At 70.5% G+C, this 20088-nt stretch carries 16 protein-coding genes; 7 read left to right on the forward strand and 9 right to left on the reverse strand.

Annotated features, from left to right (window positions below):
• Positions 1-119: 119 nt before the first annotated feature.
• The 4 genes from ACIGXX_RS40740 to ACIGXX_RS40755 form a co-directional block, all read right to left on the reverse strand.
• Positions 120-884 carry a Mut7-C RNAse domain-containing protein gene (locus tag ACIGXX_RS40740; RefSeq protein ID WP_351170556.1) on the reverse strand — a complete coding sequence of 255 codons (765 nt, stop codon included), beginning with the start codon at positions 882-884 and terminating at the stop codon, positions 120-122.
• A gap of 75 nt (positions 885-959) precedes the next feature.
• Positions 960-1604 carry a TetR/AcrR family transcriptional regulator gene (locus ACIGXX_RS40745; protein WP_399983691.1) on the reverse strand — a complete coding sequence of 215 codons (645 nt, stop codon included), beginning with the start codon at positions 1602-1604 and terminating at the stop codon, positions 960-962.
• Complete coding sequence (locus ACIGXX_RS40750) at positions 1601-3160, reverse strand: MFS transporter (RefSeq protein WP_366462967.1); 1560 nt, start codon at positions 3158-3160, stop codon at positions 1601-1603. Before ACIGXX_RS40750 ends, ACIGXX_RS40745 begins: the two co-directional genes overlap by 4 nt.
• 128 nt (positions 3161-3288) lie before the next feature.
• Positions 3289-4017 (reverse strand): hemolysin III family protein, encoded by a 729-nt coding sequence (locus tag ACIGXX_RS40755; RefSeq protein ID WP_399983695.1) that lies wholly within the window; start codon positions 4015-4017, stop codon positions 3289-3291.
• Between the two features lie 310 nt (positions 4018-4327).
• Here ACIGXX_RS40755 and ACIGXX_RS40760 point away from each other — a divergent pair, with 310 nt between their 5' ends.
• Both ACIGXX_RS40760 and ACIGXX_RS40765 read left to right on the forward strand, forming a co-directional pair.
• Positions 4328-6172 carry a phosphoenolpyruvate carboxykinase (GTP) gene (locus ACIGXX_RS40760; protein ID WP_351170544.1) on the forward strand — a complete coding sequence of 615 codons (1845 nt, stop codon included), beginning with the start codon at positions 4328-4330 and terminating at the stop codon, positions 6170-6172.
• 194 nt (positions 6173-6366) lie between these two features.
• The gene (locus ACIGXX_RS40765; protein ID WP_399983699.1) at positions 6367-8085 is read left to right on the forward strand and encodes an Ig-like domain repeat protein; all 1719 of its coding nucleotides are present in this window, start codon (positions 6367-6369) and stop codon (positions 8083-8085) included.
• Between the two features lie 138 nt (positions 8086-8223).
• On the opposite strand, the gene ACIGXX_RS40770 is transcribed toward ACIGXX_RS40765, so the two are convergent.
• Positions 8224-8634, reverse strand: a complete 411-nt coding sequence (locus tag ACIGXX_RS40770; RefSeq protein WP_351170538.1) for a hypothetical protein — start codon at positions 8632-8634, stop codon at positions 8224-8226.
• A gap of 99 nt (positions 8635-8733) precedes the next feature.
• Positions 8734-9945, reverse strand: a complete 1212-nt coding sequence (locus tag ACIGXX_RS40775) for a pyridoxal phosphate-dependent aminotransferase (protein WP_351170535.1) — start codon at positions 9943-9945, stop codon at positions 8734-8736.
• Positions 9946-10156: 211 nt separating this feature from the next.
• Here ACIGXX_RS40775 and ACIGXX_RS40780 point away from each other — a divergent pair, with 211 nt between their 5' ends.
• Complete coding sequence (locus tag ACIGXX_RS40780) at positions 10157-10990, forward strand: serine protease (RefSeq protein ID WP_383826347.1); 834 nt, start codon at positions 10157-10159, stop codon at positions 10988-10990.
• A 141-nt stretch (positions 10991-11131) separates the two neighbouring features.
• On the forward strand, positions 11132-12001 hold the full coding sequence (locus tag ACIGXX_RS40785) for a trypsin-like peptidase domain-containing protein (protein ID WP_361471501.1): 870 nt from the start codon (positions 11132-11134) through the stop codon (positions 11999-12001).
• Positions 12002-12054: 53 nt separating this feature from the next.
• On the opposite strand, the gene ACIGXX_RS40790 is transcribed toward ACIGXX_RS40785, so the two are convergent.
• Entirely contained in the window at positions 12055-13482 is a 1428-nt protein-coding gene (locus ACIGXX_RS40790) for an FG-GAP-like repeat-containing protein (protein WP_399983706.1), read from the reverse strand.
• A 640-nt stretch (positions 13483-14122) separates the two neighbouring features.
• Here ACIGXX_RS40790 and ACIGXX_RS40795 point away from each other — a divergent pair.
• Positions 14123-14734, forward strand: coding sequence for a hypothetical protein (locus ACIGXX_RS40795; protein WP_351170520.1), 612 nt, complete (start codon positions 14123-14125; stop codon positions 14732-14734).
• Between the two features lie 355 nt (positions 14735-15089).
• On the opposite strand, the gene ACIGXX_RS40800 is transcribed toward ACIGXX_RS40795, so the two are convergent.
• Positions 15090-16706 carry a D-aminoacylase gene (locus tag ACIGXX_RS40800; protein ID WP_366462961.1) on the reverse strand — a complete coding sequence of 539 codons (1617 nt, stop codon included), beginning with the start codon at positions 16704-16706 and terminating at the stop codon, positions 15090-15092.
• Positions 16707-16806: 100 nt separating this feature from the next.
• A complete protein-coding gene (locus tag ACIGXX_RS40805; protein ID WP_383826335.1) occupies positions 16807-18114 on the reverse strand; it encodes an amino acid deaminase in 1308 nt (435 codons plus the stop codon).
• A 218-nt stretch (positions 18115-18332) separates the two neighbouring features.
• On the opposite strand from ACIGXX_RS40805, the gene ACIGXX_RS40810 reads away from it, so the two are divergent.
• Entirely contained in the window at positions 18333-19331 is a 999-nt protein-coding gene (locus ACIGXX_RS40810) for a sugar kinase (RefSeq protein ID WP_399983820.1), read from the forward strand.
• Positions 19328-20086 (forward strand): IclR family transcriptional regulator, encoded by a 759-nt coding sequence (locus tag ACIGXX_RS40815; RefSeq protein ID WP_351170511.1) that lies wholly within the window; start codon positions 19328-19330, stop codon positions 20084-20086. The genes ACIGXX_RS40810 and ACIGXX_RS40815 overlap by 4 nt, the downstream gene beginning before the upstream one ends.
• The last annotated feature ends 2 nt before the right edge of the window (positions 20087-20088 follow it).

Raw genomic sequence — 20088 nt, forward strand, 5'->3', positions numbered from 1 at the left:
GTCCGGGGGCGGAGCCCCCCCGGGTCTGTGGCCGGCGGGTGCCCACCCAGGGTTTGGCCCCCGGGCTGTATTTCAGCCCCTCCGGCGTGTGAGGAGCGGGGTCTGGGGCGGAGCCCCAGCTAGGCCCCCGCGCCGAGCGGGTTTTCGGGAAGGGGCGGGGGCGGGGAGAATTCCGCCACCGCCCGCGCCACGATCCCCTCAAGGCGGTCATGATGCGCCCCCCGCCAGTACACCCGCCCGCACTCCCCGCACTCCGCGAACACCTCGTACGTCCCTCGCGTACCGCCCTCCAGACGCTCCGCGACCTCCTCCTTGCTCGCCGCCCGCAGCGAGCCGTTGCACGCCGTGCAGCGGGTCCACGGGTGCAGGGCGGGGGCGAAACGGCTCAGTACGTCCCGGAGTTGTTCGTCCGGCGCGTCGCTGTAGACGTACGCGCCGGCCCACAGCTCCCGCCGCCGCAGCAGGCCCCGGTCCCGGCTGAGCAGCACCCGCCGCTCAGCGGCCGAGCGCGTGGCCAGGGCGGGGTCGCCGATGTCCGTGCTCTCGTATGCCGCGTCCACGCCGAGCAGGCGCAAGCGCCGTGCCAGCGTGCCGAGGTGGACGTCCAGGAGGAAGCGCAGGGGCGCGTCGGGGAGGGGCTGGGGGCGGGGGACGGCGCGGACCTCGACCGACTCGTCCGCCGCCGGGACGTGCGAGACCGCGACCTCCGCGCCGTCCACCACCAGCGAGCCGACCTCCGTCAGCGGAACCCCGAGCGACTCGACGACGTGCCCGAGCGTGGACGCGCCGTCCGTAACGGCCTTGGTGGGGCCGCCCCTTCGGTCGTGCTGCACGAAGAGGCCCAGCTCGGGGGCGAAGCGGATGAGGATCTCCGGACCGTTCATGCGGTCAGGATGGCACGGGCCGAACGCGCACGGCCGGGGATTTCCCGCGGCCCGCGGGCGGGATCGCGCGGAGTGTCAGGCTTCCGGCGCACCCGTGCCGAAGCCGGAGGTCAGCATGTCCATCGTGCGGCCCACCAGCTCGCCCATGTCGTCCTGGTGGCCGTGTTCCGCCCAGTACGCCGCCGTCTCCGTGAGCGCGGCGATCAGGGCCATCGAGAACACCCGGACCTCCAGCTGCCCGGGGTCGCGGCCGCTGCGCTCCGCGATGACGCGGCAGAGCATCTGGCCGGTGACCGACATGCTCTCCAGGAGCCGGGACCGCACGGCGGGGACCTCGATCATCAGGCGCGTACGCAGGCGCGAGACCTCGGGCTCCTCCGTGAACCCGAGGCCCACCGCCCTGCACAGCACGATCCGCAGGGACTCCACGATCGGCTCGTCCGCGGGGCGCGCCCGCAACTCGTCCTCGAGCAGCGGGTCGTACTCGTCGGTGAGGACGATGTCCTCCTTGGTCGGGAAGTAGCGGAAGACCGTCGACGCCGACACCTCCGCCGCCTCCGCGATCTGCTCGACCGTCGTCGCCTCGTACCCCTGCTCCTCGATCAGCCGGTAGGTGGCCTCACGGATCGCGATGCGGGTCTTGAGCTTCTTCCGTTCGCGGAGCCCCGGCCGGGGGCCGTGCGCGGAAGCGGTGGTGCGTGCGGCGGTCATGGCGCTCATTGTCGGGCATCCTCCGGCCGCCGTGCCATGTCGGCGCCGTCCGGCGTCGTGCCGGCCGCCTTCGGCAGCAGCGCCGCGACCAGCAGCGCCGTCACCAGCGCCGCGATGCCGCTCACCAGGAGGACCGTCACCATGCCGTCGATGTACGCCGCGTCGGCGGAGTCCACGAGCCCGGGAGCCCCGAGCCGTTCGGCGACCGCGTGGGCGGCCACCACCGAATCGCCCGCGGTCTGCGCCGCCGCGTCCGGCAGCCGCGCGGTGTCGAGGCGGTCGACGTACACGCTGGAGAGCAGCGAACCGAGCAGCGCGATCCCGACGGCGCCGCCCACCTGCCGCACGGTCATCAGGAGACCCGTGCCCGACCCCGCCCGCTCGACGGGGAGCGCGCCGAGGGCCGAGTCCATGGACGGCACGACGGCGAAGCCGAAGCCGAGTCCGGCGACGGTGAGCCAGAGCGCGGTGAAGCCGTAGCCGGATTCGACCGTCGTACGGCTGCCGAGGATCGCCGCGAAGGCGAGGACGACGAGCCCGGCGCTGATCACCGCACGCGGGCCGAAGCGGCGTACGACGGGCTCCGCGCCCCTCGCCGCGACGAGGAGGCCGCCCATCATCGGCAGCATCCGCAGCCCGGTGCCGAAGGCGTCGTGGCCGAGCACCGCCTGGAGATACTGCGGAAGGACGAACATCAGACCCGACAGGACGAACATGACGAGGGTCGCCGCGAGCGTGTTGAGCAGGAAGCCGCGGTTTCGCAGCAGCGACATGTCGAGCATCGGGCGCGGCATGCGCCGTTCGCGCAGGACGAGCGCGGTGATCAGGACGGCCGCGCCGCCGAACATGCCGAGGATCAGCGGGTCGCCCCAGCCGCGTACGGGAGCCTCGATGATCCCGTAGATGAGCGCGCCAAGACCGGCCGCGGTGAGCGCGGTGGAGGCGACGTCGACCTTGGGGGAGGACGGGTCGGTCGTCTCCGGGAGCAGGAAGACGCAGGCCGTGATGCCGATCGCGACCATCGGGACGTTGATCAGGAAGATCGAGCCCCACCAGAAGTGGTCGAGCAGCCAGCCGCCGACGATCGGCCCGAGCGGCGCGCCGAGCGCGGAGGCCGCCGAGACGATGCCGATGGCCTTGGTCCGCTCGCCGGGAGCGAAGAGCGCGGGCAGCACGGCCAGGGCGAGCGGCATGACGAGCGCGCCGCCCATGCCCATGACCGCCCGCGCCACGACGACCAGCTCGACGGAGTGGACGAGGGCGCCGAGCAGCGAGCCCACCAGGAAGACGCCGAGCCCGGTGACCAGCATCTTGCGGCGCCCGAACCGGTCGCCGAGCAGCCCGGCCGGAAGCATCAGGGCCGCGAAGACGACGACGTACGCATCCGCCATCCACTGTTGCTCGCCCGTGCTCGCGTCCAGCTGCCCGGCCATCGTCGGCAGGGCGACGTTGAGGATCGTCATGTCGAAACCGAGCACGAGCATGCTCGCGACGAGGGCGGCGAGCGCCCACCAGCGGCGGGGGTCGCGCTGCTCCACGGCAGACGCATTCGTGACAGTGGCCATGAAATGAGAGTAGCTCTCAAAAGGTAGTCACCGTCAATACCTGCGTCGGCCCGCGCCCGCGCACGCGAATGGCCGCGGCTCGAAAGCCGCGGCCATAAGAAGGAGAAGGAGAGGGTGGGGCGTGGTGACTACCCGTGCTGGTAAGCCACCAGCGAGATCCCCACGTAGTGCACCGCGAACGCGGCCAGCGTCAGCGAGTGGAAGACCTCGTGGAAGCCGAAGAAGCGCGGGGAGGGGTTGGGGCGCTTGATGCCGTAGATCACGCCGCCCGCGCTGTAGAGCAGTCCGCCCACGATCACGAGGACCAGGACGGCGATGCCGCCCGCCCGCATGAAGTCGGGCAGGAAGAAGACCGCGGCCCAGCCCATCGCGATGTAGCAAGGGGTGTAGAGCCAGCGCGGCGCGCCGACCCAGAAGACGCGGAAGAGGATGCCGGCCACCGCCGCGCCCCAGACGCCCCACAGCAGCCACTGCCCCTTGGAGCCGGGCAGCAGCAGCATCGTCAGCGGGGTGTACGTGCCGGCGATGATCAGGAAGATGTTCGCGTGGTCGAGTCTGCGCAGCACGCCGTCCGCACGCGGGGTCCAGGTGCCCCGGTGGTAGATCGCGCTCACTCCGAAGAGCAGGCAGGCCGACAGGACGTAGATGCCGACGGCGATCCGGCCACGGGTGGAGTCCGTGAGTGCCGTGAGCACGATGCCGGACACGAGGACCAGGGGGAACATGCCCGCGTGCAGCCAGCCGCGCATCTTCGGCTTCACTTCGGCGAGGTCCGGGAGCGGCAGGGCATCGAGCGCGGACGAGTCGGCGCCCTTGGTCGGGGGGTCCGTGATCGCGTCGGGGACGGGAGCGGTCATGAGGGGAATCGTACCTACGCAACCGTAAGTTAGGCATCAGTCAGGGGAGAGCCGTGGCGTACAAGTGGCGATGCTCACGGTGATACCCGAGCGTACAAGTGACGGACTCGCGTACAGAAGGCCGCCCGAGCGAGTGGCGATGCTCACGCCGCTCACGTGTGAGGCCCTCTGGACATATGCGCGGAAGCGTCGGATGATCAAATGAGTGCGGTCGGCACCGGATGAGCGCCAGAGGGAACACCACGTGAAGCGTCCGGGTCGCAGCCCCCACGGGGCAACAAACCTATAAACCCCTCGTATAGGAGCAATCGTGGCGCGCGACATCGCGGCTCCCCTTCTCTCTGAGTCCCAGGGCACCGCCCCCACCAACCACCAGGACCTCGTCTCCTGGGTGAGCGAGATCGCCGAACTGACGCAGCCGGACAGCGTGGTCTGGTGTGACGGGTCCGAGGCCGAGTACGAGCGCCTGTGCGAGGAGCTCGTCGCCAAGGGCACCTTCAAGAAGCTCGACCCGATCAAGCGCCCGAACTCGTACTACGCGGCCTCCGACCCGACCGACGTCGCGCGCGTCGAGGACCGCACCTTCATCTGCTCCGCGAAGGAGGAGGACGCGGGCCCGACCAACCACTGGAAGGACCCCGCCGAGATGCGGGAGATCTTCACGGGTGAGAAGGGCGTCTTCCGCGGCTCGATGCGCGGCCGCACGATGTACGTCGTGCCCTTCTGCATGGGCCCGGTCGGCTCGCCGCTCTCCGCGATCGGCGTCGAGATCACCGACTCCGCGTACGTCGCGGTCTCCATGCGCACCATGACCCGCATGGGCCAGGCGGTCCTGGACGAGCTCGGCGACGACGGCTTCTTCGTCAAGGCCGTCCACACGCTCGGCGCCCCGCTCGAAGAGGGCGAGGCCGACGTGCCGTGGCCCTGCAACTCCACCAAGTACATCTCGCACTTCCCCGAGGACCGCGAGATCTGGTCGTACGGCTCGGGCTACGGCGGCAACGCCCTGCTCGGCAAGAAGTGCTACGCCCTGCGCATCGCCTCCGTCATGGCGCGCGACGAGGGCTGGCTGGCCGAGCACATGCTGATCCTGAAGCTGACGCCCCCGCAGGGCGAGAGCAAGTACGTCGCGGCGGCCTTCCCGTCCGCCTGTGGCAAGACGAACCTCGCCATGCTGGAGCCGACGGTCCGCGGCTGGACGGTCGAGACCATCGGCGACGACATCGCCTGGATGCGCTTCGGCGAGGACGGCCGGCTCTACGCGATCAACCCAGAGGCCGGTTTCTTCGGCGTCGCGCCCGGCACCGGCGAGCACACCAACGCCAACGCCATGAAGACCCTGTGGGGCAACTCGGTCTTCACGAACGTCGCGCTCACGGACGACAACGACGTCTGGTGGGAGGGCATGACGGAGGAGACTCCGGCCCACCTCACCGACTGGAAGGGCAACGACTGGACGCCCGAGTCGGGCGTCCCGGCCGCGCACCCGAACGCGCGCTTCACCACGCCCGCCTCGCAGTGCCCGATCATCGCGCCCGAGTGGGAGGACCCCAAGGGCGTGCCGATCTCGGCGATCCTCTTCGGCGGCCGTCGCGCCAGCGCGGTGCCGCTGGTGACGGAGTCCTTCAACTGGCAGCACGGCGTCTTCCTCGGCGCCAACGTGGCGAGCGAGAAGACCGCCGCGGCCGAGGGCAAGGTCGGCGAACTGCGCCGCGACCCGTTCGCGATGCTGCCGTTCTGCGGCTACAACATGGGCGACTACATGGCCCACTGGGTCAAGGTCGGCGCCGACAAGCCCGACCAGTCCAAGCTGCCGAAGATCTACTACGTGAACTGGTTCCGCAAGAACGCCGACGGCAAGTTCGTGTGGCCCGGCTTCGGTGAGAACAGCCGCGTCCTGAAGTGGATCGTCGACCGCCTCGACGGCAAGGCCGAGGGCGTCGAGACCCCCATCGGCATCCTGCCGACGGTGGACTCGCTGGACACCGAGGGGCTCGAACTGCCCACCGCTGACCTGGAGTTCCTGCTCACGGTCGACAAGGAGGTCTGGCGCGACGAGGCCTCGCTGGTCCCCGAGCACCTGAACACCTTCGGCGACCACACGCCCAAGGAGCTGTGGGACGAGTACCGCGCGCTGGTGCAGCGTCTCGGCTGAGATCCCGCGCATTCCGGATGGGCCCCGCACAACGGCGTGCGGGGCCCATCCGCGTATATCCGCATCTTGCATACGCCGCCTTCACATGCCCCTCACATGTTTCAATGACCCCACACGGCGGCCCTTCGATCATTTCGGGCCACCAAATGAGCCTGTGGGGGGACAAGTTGAAGCACTCTCAGCGGTTAAGGCGTGTGACGGGCGCCGCGCTCGCGGCGGTCCTGGGGTCGGCCGGTCTGGTCGCCGTCACCGCGCCCGCCGCGTACGCCGCCACTCCGTCGGACGAGGTGGCGAAGCTGCCGATCTCCTCGTTCGGGGCGATGGTGGTCGACGACGCGCAGGAGCGGGTCTACGTCACCGACGGACGCATGAGCGGCAGTGGCGCGAGCGCCGTCCTGGTCTACAACTTCCAGGGACAACGCGTCGGTTCGCTCGCCACGGATCAGCCGGCGTCCGGCATGGCGCTCAGCGCGGACGGCGCGACGCTGCACGTGTCGCAGTCCAACCGCATCCTGACGTTCGACACGGCGACGCAGGCCAGGACCGGCGCGGCGACCACGCCCTATGACGTCACCTGTGGCCGGGAGGTGGCCGTCGCGGGCGGCAAGACGTGGTTCACGGAGACGCCGTACACCGGCGGCTCGTACTGCGACCGCCCCGACAACATCGCGCTGCTGTACGGGGTCAACGGCACCTCCTCGACCAACACCGGCTGGAACAGCGAGGGGCGGCTGCGGCTCGACACCGGGCCCGGGGCGCCGGACCGGCTCGTGATGGGGCAGGCGGGCGCGGGCAACGCGGCCAACGCGTTCCTCGCCACCTTCGACGCCAGCGGCGAGAACCTGGTGCGGGGCCCCCAGCGGCGCTTCGCGGACGCCGAGGGCAAGGGCGCGCTCGACCTGAAGGACATCGCCCAGAGCGCCGACGGCAAGCGGATCGCCGTGGCGGACGCCGCGTACGGCACCCGGCTGCTCGACGCCGCCGACCTGGCGGACGCCCCGGTCGGCTACCAGCCGCTGCCGGAGGGCGCGAAGGCGTCGGCGGTGGCGTTCAGCGGCGACGGGAAGTACGTGGCGCGGGGCGCGGCCGCCTCCGGCAGCACGTCCGACCTGCTGATCCAGCCCGCCGACCCGGCGGACGGCGGCGCACCGCTGGAGTTCGCCTTCGAGGGGGAGCTCGACGGGGCGCGGGTCGTGCCGCAGGGTCTGAGCTGGGCCAAGGACGGCTCGCGGCTCTTCGCGGTGACCTCGGACGGCGGCGGCGGCCACTGGCTGCACGTCATCAAGCCCCCGGCCGCCCAGTACGACTCGCGCTTCACGGGCACCCTGAGCACCACGCCCACCAAGCCCGTGGTCGGTGAACCGCTCGGCATCCGCGGCAAGTTGGAGCTGGACGGGCCCGCGCCCGCGGAGCCGGTGAAGGTCGAGGCCGTCCGGAAGGACGCCGACGGCACGCAGGAGGTGGCGGCCGCCAAGGTCGCGGCCGACGGCAGCTTCACCGTCCTGGACGTGCCGGACCGGCTCGGCGAGGCGACGTACACGCTGCGGTTCCTCGGCGACGTCACGCATCGCCCCGCCGAGGACGTCACGGTCACCGTCGACGTGGCGAAGGCGGCGACGGCGATCGAGCTGACGGCGCCCGCCGAGGCGACCCGTACGGGTGGCGTGGAGATCACCGGCACGTTGACCGGGCAGGGGCGTGCGCTGCCGTCCGGGATCAGTCTGAAGGTGACGCGGACCGACCGGTTCGGCACGACGGGCGAGCTGACCTCGGCATCGGTCGCGGCCGACGGCACGTTCAGGATCAAGGACCTGCCGAACAAGCGCGGCAGGACGGTCTACGCCGTCAGCTACGAGGGCGACGCCCTGCACGCGGGCTCGTCGGCCGAGGCGACGGTACGGGTGATCGGCTAGCCGGGCAGATGGCACCCGGTCCGAAGACCTCAGGGCCTTCGGACCGGGGCCGTTCAGGGCCGCGCCCCGTAGGGGCGCGCGGAACTGCGCGACAAGCCGCGAATCACCCGCAGCCGCGCACGCGGCCTCAGTGGCAGCTCAGAGGGCGCCAACCAGCCGGGCGGCGCCCTCGTGCGCGTCCATGCGCCGGGCGGCGAGAATCGCCGCCGCGGTGTCGGCGCGGGACGCCGCCACCACCAGGGCGCGGCCCGCGAGGGCGTGGGCGCGCTGGTGCAGGGCGGTGAGGTGCGGTTCGTGGATCGCGGTCACCACGGCGGAGCGGACCGGCGGAAGACCGCCGCGCAGCCGGGCCACCTCGGACGCCAGCTGCTCGGCGGCGTCGTCCAGGTCGGTGGCGGGCGCGAGGGCGCGCAGCTCGTCCGTGACGGCGAGGAGCGCGGCCAGGTGCGCGGCGAGCTGGATGTCCAGCTCCTCCTCGCGCGAGCGGTGCGGGAAGTCGCCGGGGTCGGCCATGGCGTGGACCGACTTGGTGCGGATCGGCTCGTACATGGAATGGCCTCCTGGCGGGTAGCTTGAAAACCATCCTACATTAGATTCAGTCTAAAGTTGACTCCGGCGGCTCTCCGCGGATTAGGGCTGGGGCTGGGGCTAGGGCTGGGTGTAGCCGTCCAGGAAGGTGCCGATCCGGGTGACGGCCTCGGTCAGGTCCGTCACGGTGGGCAGCGTGACGACCCGGAAGTGATCGGGCTCGGGCCAGTTGAAGCCGGTGCCGTGCACGACCATGATCTTCTCGGCGCGGAGCAGGTCGAGCACCATCTGGCGGTCGTCCTTGATCTTGAAGACCTTCGGATCGAGCCGCGGGAAAAGATAGAGCGACCCCTTGGGCTTCACGCAGCTCACGCCGGGGATCTGCGTGAGCAGGTCGTACGCCGTGTCGCGCTGCTCCACGAGCCGGCCGCCCGGCAGTACGAGGTCGTTGATGGTCTGCCGCCCGCTGAGCGCGGCGACCACGCCGTGCTGGCCCGGCATGTTCGCGCACAGGCGCATGTTCGCGAGGATCGTCAGGCCCTCGATGTACGAGGACGCGTGGGCCTTCGGCCCCGAGATGGCCACCCAGCCCACGCGGTATCCGGCCACCCGGTAGGCCTTCGACATGCCGTTGAAGGTGAGGGTGAGCAGGTCCGGGGCGATGGCGGCGGTGGGGGTGTGGACGGCATCGTCGTAGAGGATCTTGTCGTAGATCTCGTCGGAGCAGACCAGGAGGTTGTGCCGACGCGCGATGTCGGTGAGGCCGCGCAGCATCTCCTCGCTGTACACGGCGCCGGTCGGGTTGTTCGGGTTGATGATCACGAGCGCCTTGGTGCGGTCGGTCACCTTGCGCTCGATGTCGGCGAGGTCCGGCATCCAGTCCGCCTGCTCGTCGCAGCGGTAGTGCACGGCCGTGCCGCCGGAGAGCGAGACCGCGGCCGTCCACAGCGGATAGTCCGGCGCCGGTACGAGGACCTCGTCGCCGTCGTCGAGCAGGCCCTGCATGGCCATGACGATGAGTTCGGAGACGCCGTTGCCGATGAAGACGTGCTCGACGTCCGTCTCGATGCCCAAGGTCTGGTTGTGCATGACCACCGCGCGGCGGGCGGCGAGCAGGCCCTTCGCGTCGCCGTAGCCGTGCGCGTCGCCGACGTTGCGGAGGACGTCCTCCAGGATCTCGGGCGGGCACTCGAACCCGAAGGCCGCCGGGTTGCCGGTGTTGAGCTTCAGGATGCGGTGGCCCGCCGCTTCCAGCCGCATCGCCTCCTCGAGCACCGGGCCCCGGATCTCGTAACAGACGTTGGCGAGCTTCGTCGACTGGATGACCTGCATGTCCGCGAGCTTACGGGCGCGTAAGGAGACCCGCCTCGTGTTTTGCGCCACGTAGGGGGGTGCGGGGGAGTGGGGCCGGGGTTTCCGAGTGTCCTGTCAGCGGTCAGTCGTGTCCGTATGCGGTCTTGTCCTCGCGGCCGAGTACCTCAACAATGCGCATGACAAAACCGAAGCAACTTCGGTCACACAGTCATCAGAGGGGACCCCCCACATGAACAAGCCTCTCGTCGTCGCGTGCTTTTCCGCCCTGCTCCTCGGAGCGACCGCGGTGCCCGCGACGGCCGTCAGCGACGAACGGCCCGTCAAGGCGAAGGCGGTTGACTTCGCGGGCACGGTCGCGCTGAGCAACTGTTCCGGCTCCGTCGTCCGCGTGCCGGACTCGAAGCCGGGCGACCCGGCGCTCGTGATGTCCAACGGCCACTGCCTGGAGGCCGGATTCCCGGCGCCCGGCGAAGTCGTCGTCGACAAGCCCTCGTCGCGCAGCTTCACGCTGTTGAACTCCAGCGGCGGCAACGCGGGCACGGTCAAGGCGAGCAAGATCGCCTACGGCACGATGACGGACACCGACCTCTCGCTCTACCAACTCACCAGCACCTACAGCGAGATCGAGAGCAAGTTCGGCATCAAGGCCCTTGAACTGAACGCGTCGCGACCGGAGCAGGGCAAGGCGATCACCGTCGCGTCCGGCTACTGGAAGAAGATGTACAAGTGCAGCATCGACGGGTTCGCCTACCGCCTCAAGGAGGGGAACTGGACCTGGAAGGACTCGGTCCGCTACACCCCCGACTGCCAGACGATCGGCGGCACTTCGGGCTCTCCGGTGATCGATGACGCCACCGGCAAGGTCGTCGCCGTCAACAACACCGGCAACGAGAGCGGCGAGGAGTGCACGGACAACAACCCGTGCGAGGTCGACGAGAACGGCAAGGTGACGGTCCGCAAGGGCATCAACTACGCCCAGCAGACGTACGGCGTCGTGCCGTGCGTGGCGCCCGGCAACAAGATCGACCTGAGCCGCGCGGGCTGCGAGCTCCCCAAGCCGTAAGGCTTCGGACCACGGCGGGTCGGCCCAGCCGGGCCGGCCCGCCGAATTGTCAAGAGTTCTCGCCCCTTGTCCCCCTCCACGGGCCCCCGAAGAATGCCCATGACAACCACACAGGGCACAGCTACAAGGGGGGCTCCACACATGAACAAGGCTCTCGCGGGCGGCTTACTCGCCCTCACCCTCGTAGGGTTCGGCTCCGCACCCTCGGTCGCGGCTCCGGACGGCACGTCGTCGACGCGAGCGGCGGGGGAGGCCGCGAAGAAGGGCGTCGACTTCGCGGGGACCGTCGCGCTCAGCAACTGTTCGGGCTCCGTCGTCCGCACGCCCCAGTCGAAGGCGGACGACCCCGCGCTCGTCCTCTCCAACGGCCACTGCCTGGAGAGCGGCTTCCCGGCGGCGGGCGAGGTCATCGTCGACCAGCCGTCCACCCGCACCTTCAAGCTCCTGGACGCCAAGGGCGCGGAGAAGGCGACACTCACGGCGAGCAAGATCTCGTACGCGACGATGACCGACACCGACATCTCGATCTACCAACTCACCACCAGCTACGCCGACATCCAGAAGAAGTACGGCATCAAGGCACTGGAGATCGAGGACGACCACCCGGTCAAGGGGCGAGCCATCACAGTCGTCTCCGGCTACTGGAAGCAGACGTACACCTGCAAGATCGACGGTTTCGCGTACCGCCTCAAGGAAGGCGAGTGGACCTGGAAGGACTCGGTCCGCTACACCCCCGAGTGCCAGACCATCGGCGGCACTTCGGGCTCGCCGGTGATCGACCACAAGACCGGCAAGGTCACGGCCGTCAACAACACGGGGAACGAGGACGGCGAGCGCTGCACCCTCAACAACCCGTGTGAGGTGGACCGGAAGGGCAACGTGACGGTCCGCAAGGGCATCAACTACGCCCAGCAGACGTACGGGATCGTGCCCTGCGTCGGCCACGACAGCAAGATCGACCTCGCCCGCAAGGGCTGCAAGCTGCCGCGCCCGGCAGCCGCGAGGCGGTAGCGGGCGGTGTACGTGGTCCCCATCCCCGTCGGTGACGGGGATGGGGACCGTTCTCAGTCGAGCAGGCTCTCGCCGAACCGCGAGCCGCTCGCGAGGCCGAAGTCGGCAGAGCTGAGCGACGTGGAACCGGAACCGGTGAGGCCGGACGACGTGCCCGGCAGGGTCCACAGGCCGCCGCTGCGGTTGTTCTCGAAGGAGGCTGTCACCGCCAGGTCGCCCTTGCCGTCCTTGTCGTAGTCGGCGATCCGGACCTGCGCGCCGAAGAGATCCCCGGCCTCGGCGGCGCCCGGAACCCCGGCGGTGTCCTGGGACACGCGCACGACCGAGGACTGCGAGACACCGGAGGCGGAACCGCGGAACACGGTCACGTCACCGGCGTTGTCCAGGTCGCCGAGCTGCTCGCCGTTGGCGCCGACCACCAGCTCGGCCTTGCCGTCGCCGGTGACGTCACCGATCGCCACCGAGGCTCCCCAGTTGTCGCCGTCCTCGTTGGCACCGGGCACGCCGGCGCTGTTCTGGTGCAGGGTCACCGGCTCGCCGAAGCCCGTCGGGCTGCCCAGACGGACCCTGACGTAGCCGGAGCCGTTGCTCGGGTCGTCGACGGAGAAGAACTCGGGCCAGGTCAGGGAGGTGGCCATGTCATCGAAGCCGTCACCGTTCACGTCACCGAGAGCGACGGCGGTGTTCCCGTCGTCCACACGCTGAATCCGGCTCGGGCGGCCCTCCTGACCCGTGAAGATGTCGGTGCCCGGCCGTCCGGTCCCGGCATCGCCGGTCACGGCCAGGTCGTCCTTGCCGTCCCCGTTGACGTCGCCCACGGCGGCCTCCGAGTACCGGAGCCCTCCACCAGGGACCGACAGGGTGTACGCGGGCACCGGCTTGCTCGCTCGGTCGAAGCCGCCCTTGTAGACGACGGCCGCGCGCGGCTCGATCACCGCGAGGTCCGCGCCGCTGTCGCCGGTGAAGTCCCCCACCGCGACGTCCCAGCCGTGGGACTGCCACTGTTCCGGGTTCTCCACGGTGGTCGTGGTGCTGCTGGTGAACGGCTTCACGCCGCCCCACAGGATGGTGACGCTGCCCTGGCCCTCGAAGTCCCCCACGTCCTCGCCGTCGGCGCCGACGACGAGGTCCGCGTATCCATCACCGTCGAGGTCGCCGCTGGCGATCGACATCCCGAAATGGTCACTGTCCTCGGGCGTGCCCGGCACGCCCGAGGAACTCTGAGTGAGCGAGGCCTTGCCGGTGGTGGCCGGACCGTCGGCCGTCCCGAAAGCCACGACCACCTCACCCGCGGCCTGCGCCCCGCCGACGGTCTTGTACGGCGCGCCGACCGCGATGTCCCGGTGCCCGTCACCGTTGAAGTCGTCGGCGAGCTTGGCGGGTGCGGCAGCCGCCGACGCCACTGGACCAGCGACGAACAAGCCGCCGGTCAGGGCGGTGACGGCCGCGGCGGCGACAACGGTGCGGAAGGGCATGGGCATGAAGGTTCTCTCCTTGGAGCAGTCCTGGACGGTGCCCAAGACAATCCAAGGAGTCGAATGGTTGTACCCCTACCCTGTCAGGCTCTTACAGCCCTTGACCGCCGCCACTCGCCGCCGTACCTCGTGAGGCGTGCACTCCACGAGGACCTGACGCCGTGCCGCGAGCTGCGGCGGCAGCTTGTCGCGCAGCCTGCGGCGGACGAAAGCGCCGGGGGAGTGCACCTGGTCCGGCAGCCCGGCGGTGAGCTGCCGTGCGTGAGGTATCCCGCGTACCCGAGTTGTTCCTCGTATGAGTGACCTGTACGGCTTCGAGATCGAGCCGAAGGTGCGAGCGTGGCTGGACGGTCTCAGTGAGGCGGGCCGAGGGCGGGACGGCCCCGACGCTGGAGCTGCTCAGGCTGCTTGCGGCGGCTCTCGACCCGGACGCGCACCTCACCCCTGGTCACCGACCTCGGTTCGCTCTGGTTCGAAGGTCACGCGGCCTAGCAGCGGTTCGTGGCGGCGGGCGGGACCGTCTTGAGGCAGCGGATCCAGCGGCGAGAACCGGACGGGCCGCCACCCGGTGACGGCGGTCCGCTCCGGTGAGACGTTGCCCGCGGCACTCGTCGCCGGACGGACCGGCGGGGAGGAAGGGAACACCATGACCAAGATGATCGGGCACGTGGAATACGCGAACGACGAGACGGAAGCGACCGACCTGCTCACCGAGTACAGCGAGTCGATCGGCCTTCCCTGGGGACTGATCCCGCAGCGCAAGCGGGAAGCCTCCGTCCGCATCGCGACCTACGAGGACAAGAACAACGGTCTGGCGGCGGCCAAGAAGACCCTCGACGACGACGTGGCCGAACAGCGGCGCGCGGCGCGGGTGGCGGAACGCACGGCGGAGATCAAGAAGCAGGCCGATTCCTTTGTGAACGCGGTCGGAGTGTCGAGCAGCGCCGGCTCGCTCCTCGATCTGTGCAGGCACCACTACGAGCAGGCCAACCACCCCAACTTCACGTTCGGCTCCGGCATGACGGAGACCGAATACGCCTCCTTCCAGGAGGAGTGGGCGGAAGCCGCCGACCTGGCATCGCAGCGCTACAACCAGTTCACGAACCTCCGCTCGACCGCGATCCAGGACAAGGCCGCCCTCGGCAAGGGGCAGGTCGGGGACACCCTGGACACACGCGGCCGGCAGGGCAACGTGTTCGTGACGATCCTGGGCGCGAAGTTCAACGCCCACATCGACATCAAGGGCAAGAAGAAGTAGGGGACCTGGGGGTCCAAGAGGGCGCATCCGGCAACGCGTGCGCCCCCCTGCTGCCAGAACACAACTTTCCCAAAGTAGGTGCGCCACCCCACGCGGATAGATCCGGTCCGCAGACGCTTGACGAGACCGGTTCCGATCCCGGAGCTCTCGCGGGCCCGGCGGTGATGAGGCCCGTGACGGTCATGCCGGAAGAACTGGTCGGCAGCCGACCGGAACACCGAACAGCATGCCGGGAGTGGTCGAGAGTCCCGCCCCTCGGGCCGTCCGGTCGTCTTCCGTCCCGTAACCGCCAACCTCGGGACAACCGGGCGGCCCCGGCATTCAGCAAGGCCGCAGGCACCGCGCCCCCCCCGGCCTAGGGAGCCCGGCGCACCGACCGCCCCGCGAGGACGTCCGTGCGTCGCCCGTCCTCCATCACGAACTTGCCGTCGATCAGGACGTGCGGGATGCCGGAGGGAAGCGTGCGGGGGGTGTCGAAGGTGGAGCCCGCCGCGACCGTCTCGGGGTCGAACAGGACCAGGTCGGCGCGGTAGCCCTCGCGGACGAAGCCCCGGTCGGGCAGCCGCAGCCGGGCGGCCGGGCGCGCGGTGAGGTGGGCGACGCACTCCTCCAGGGTGAGGACGCCGAGTTCGCGCACGTAGCGGCCGAGGTACTGGGGGAAGGTGCCGTACGCGCGCGGGTGCGGCTTGAAGCCCTGGAGAATGCCGTCGCTGCCGCCCGTGTGCACGGGGTGGCGCATGATCGCCTGCACGTTCTCCTCGTGGCCGACGTGCTGGAGGATCGTCGAGCCCAGCTTGTCGTTGATGAGCAGACGCCGGGCGGTGACCCAGGGCTCCTCGCCGCGCTGCTCGGCGGACTGGGCGACGGTCTTGCCCACGCAGGAGGCGAGCCCCGGGTCGGAGACGCCTGAGATCTCGATCTTGTCCCACTCGATCGGTACGCCATGACAGCCGTCGGCGCCGATGACCTCCATGTGGTGGCGGATCTTCTCGGCGGTCTCGTCGTCCTGCAGCCGGGCCAGGATCGCGTCGGGCCCGCCCTCGCTCGCCCAGCTCGGCAGCATGGCGACGAGCGTCGTGCAGCCGGGGGTGTAGGGGTAGGTGTCCAGGGTGATGTCCGCGCCGTTCGCCAGCGCGTCGTCCAGGAGGGCGAGCAGGTCGGGCGCCTTGCCCTTGTTCACGCCGAAGTTCATGGTGGCGTGCGCGAGGTGGAGGGGGCAGTTCGCGGTGCGTGTGAGGTCGACCATCTCCTCGTACGCCTGGAGGGCGCCGGCGCCGTAACTGCGGTGGTGGGGGCAGTAGTAGCCGTTGAACTGAGCCACGACCTTGCAGAGTTCGGTGAGCTCGGAGTCGTCGGCGTACATGCCGGGGGTGTACGTGAGCCCCGAGGACATGCCGACGGCGCCCTGCTCCATGCCCTCGGCGACGAGCTGCTTCATCCGCTCGACCTCGGCGGGGGTCGCCGGGCGGTCGTCCCAGCCGAGCGCGTACATGCGGACGGTGCCCTGCGGGATGAGGTAGGCCGCGTTCACGGCGATGCCCTGGCCGCCGTGGGAGCGGTCCAGGCGGTCCAGGTACTCGCCGACGGTGCGCCAGTCGAAGTCGATGTCGCTGCCGTCGCCGTTCCAGCCGGTGATGGCCTGGCGGACCTGGGCCAGGGTGCGGTCGTCGACCGGGGCGTAGCTCAGCCCGTCCTGGCCGATGACCTCCAGGGTGACGCCCTGGGCCGCCTTCGCGCTGTGGTCAGGGTCTCGGAGGAGGGCGAGGTCGCTGTGGGCGTGCATGTCGATGAAACCGGGGGCGAGGGCCAGGCCGTGGGCTTCGACCGTGCGGTCCCCCGTGGGGCGGGGGCCCGCGTCCCCTCCCTCCCGGTGGATCTCGGTGATCCTGCCCTCGTGTACGCCGACATCGGCTCGGTAGGAGGCACCTCCGGTGCCGTCTATGACGCGGGCGTCTCGGATGACGAGGTCCACGGGGTGCCTCTCACTTTGCTCGGCTACGGGGTAATCGGGTGGGTGGGTGGGAGACACCCGCCGCGGAGCGGCGGTTCAGGGAGCCCCCAGGACCCGGGGGTCAGAAATAGGTGCGGATGTAGTCCGTGACCGTTCCGTCCGCCTCGACCAGAGGGATCAGCTGCCACTTGTCGAAGGACGTGCACGGGTGCGACAGACCGAGGCCCACCCAGTCGCCCACGGCGAGGTCCGCCTCGGGAGTCGTACGGACCCACCCGTGCTGGTCGGAGAGGCCCGTCACCGTGACGCCCGTCGCGGGCCGCTCCACCCCGCCCCGGCGCACGACCTGCGCCTCGGGCAGGTCGATGTCGTACGCCGCGTCCCGCTTGCCCGCGTTCGTGAACGCCTGCTCCGGCGTCGGCCGGGACACCACCTGCGTCCAGAGGCGGAACGCCGGGTGCAGGGCGCCCTCGTCCGGGACACGGTTGAACGGGGTCAGGTGACGGTAGTGGCCGTCGTCATGGGAGACGTACGCGCCCGACCGGAGCAACTTCAGTACCGGCACCGACAGATCGGGGATCTCGGCGAACACGTCCGCCACCGCGTCGAACCACGCGCTGCCGCCCGCGCTGACGACGACCTCCTCCAGGTCCGCGAACCGGTTCGCCTTGTCGAACTCGACCGCGAGCGAGGTCAGACGCTCCAGCCAGGCCCGCACGCGCTCGGGCGTCGCGTCCGGCACCTCGCCCTCGTAACCGGCGACGCCCACCAGGCGCAGCGTGTCCGCCGCCGCGACCGCGTTGGCGATCTCGACGCACTCGGCCTCCGTGCGCACACCGGTCCGCGCGCCTTCACCCGCGCCGAGCTCCACCACGACGTCGACGGGACGCGTCGCGCCCGCCTCGCGCAGAGCGGCGTCCATCAGGGCGACGCCGGGCACGGAATCGACGTAACATATGAAGCGGAACGCGGGGTCGGCGTCCAGCTCGCCCGCGATCCAGCGCAGTGCGGACGCGTCCACCAGCTCATTGGCGAGGAAGATCCGCTCCACCCCGAAGGCGCGCGCCACCCGCACCTGGTGCGGCACGGCAAGGGTGATGCCCCACGCGCCGTGCTCCATCTGACGCTCGAAGAGCTCCGGGGCCATGGACGTCTTGCCGTGCGGCGCGAAGGCGAGGCCGTGCCGCTCGGAGTACGTCTCCATCAGCGCGAGGTTGTGCTCCAGGCGCTCGGCGGAGAGAGCGAGGACGGGGGTGGTGAAACCGTCCGTGAAGAGGTTGCGGCGCTGGGCCGCCAGCTCGCCGACCGTCAGTCCCTCCGCGTCCGGCGGGAGGCCCTTGAAGCGGTGGTCGATCCGCTCTTCCGCGAGCCGGTCGAGCTCCTGGGCCCTGCGTCGGGCGGAGCGGTCGACTGCGTTGTCGGCGGCCATGGCGCCTCCTCGAAAAGGTGCGTTGCATGATATGCAACGGTCATTGCGTATGTCGCTTACTGCTGTCTAACATCCGAGCCAACGCCGGGTCAACGGATCCGGACAGTCGGTTGAGGGGCAGGAAGATCGTGACCGCAGAGGCCGCAAACGCCGCGGAGCCCGCGCAGGCAGCAGAGGCCGCGCAGGCAGCAGTGGACGTCGTGGCGCTCGGCGAGTCCATGGTCACGTTCCTGCCCTCCCGCGCGGGCCGCCTCGCCGACGTGCCCTCCTTCGATCGCGGGATCGGCGGCGCCGAGTCGAACGTCGCCTGCGCGCTCGCCGCGGCCGGGCACCGCACCCGCTGGGTCAGCCGCGTCGGCGCCGACGGCTTCGGGGACCACCTCGTCGAGGCGATCGCCCGCTACGGCGTGGACACCCGCTGCGTCGGCCGCGACCCGCACCGCCCCACCGGCATCTACTTCCGCACCGCCGACGACCGCGACACCGACGCCCACGAGGTCCTCTACTACCGCGCGGGCTCCGCCGCGTCGGCGATGGCACCCCGCAGCGTGGACCGCGATGCCCTGGACGCCGGCCGCATCCTGCACCTCTCCGGCATCACGGCCGCCCTCTCCGCGGACTGCCTCGCCCTCCTGCGCGAGCTGACCGCCCCCCGGCCAGGACGCCCCCTGGTGTCGTTCGACGTCAACTACCGCCCCGGCCTGTGGAGCGGGGCTGCGGGCGAAGGCCCCCGCGTCCTGCTCGACCTGGCCCGAGGCGCCGACCTCGTCTTCGTCGGCGAGGACGAGGCCGCCGACGCGTGGGGCGTCACCGGCGGCCCCGACGCCATCCGCGCCGCGCTCCCCGAGCCCGCGACCCTGGTCGTCAAGCAGGGCAGCCGCGGCGCCACCATCCATACCCACGGGGAGCCCGCCGTCTTCCAGGCCGCGCTCAAGGTCGACGTCGTCGCCCCCGTCGGCGCCGGCGACGCCTTCGCCGCCGGATTCCTCTCCGCCACCCTGCGCGGCCTGACCGCCGAGCAGCGCCTGCGCCACGGGCACCTCATGGCCGCCGCCGCGCTCACCGTCCCCGGCGACCTCGCCACGCCGCCCGCCCGGGCGCACACCGATCGTCTTGCCGCACTGGACGCCGACGCCTGGGGGACACTTCGTCTCGGCCCCGGCTGGACGGACGGCGTCCCCAGGAACACTGAGGCCAAGGAGGAGGCACGTACATGAGCCAGACCGTCGACCGCGCCCTGTCCATCCTGCCGCTGCTCGCCGAAGGCCCCGCCGACCTCGGCCAGGTCGCCGAGCGCCTCGAAGTGCACAAGTCCACCGCCCTGCGGCTCCTGCGCACGCTCCACGAACACGGCCTGGTCTACCGCCAGTCCGACCAGCGCTACCGCCTGGGCGCCCGCCTCTTCGCGCTCGCCCAGGAAGCCGTCGAGAACCTCGACGTGCGCGAGATCGCGCACCCCCACCTCCTCGCGCTCAACGAGAAGTGCGGCCACACGGTCCACCTCGCGGTCTACGAGGAGCAGGAAGTCCTCTACATCGACAAGGTCGAGAGCCGCTACCCGGTGCGGATGTACTCGCGCATCGGCAAGCCGGTGGCGATCACGGTCGCCGCCGTCGCCAAGCTGCTGCTCTCCGACCTTCCCGAGGCCGAGCGCCGCGCCATCGCGGAGAAGCTCGACTACCCCACGTACACGTCCCGTTCGACGCCCAACGCCGCCGCGTTCCTCAAGGAGCTCGGCGCCGTGCGCGAACAGGGATGGGCCACCGACCTCGGTGGCCACGAGGAGTCCATCAACTGCATCGGGGCCCCCATCCGCGGTGCGGACGGCCGGGTCGTCGCCGCCATGTCGGTCTCAGCGCCGAATGTCGTCGTCACCGCCGACGAACTCCTCACGCTGCTCCCGCTGGTGCGCCGTACGGCGGACGCCATCAGCCGGGAGTACTCCGGCAAGTCACCCCTCAAGGAAGCCTGAAC

Origin of the sequence: Streptomyces sp. NPDC055243 (assembly GCF_044544025.1) — a bacterium.
Taxonomy (GTDB): Bacteria; Actinomycetota; Actinomycetes; order Streptomycetales; family Streptomycetaceae; genus Streptomyces.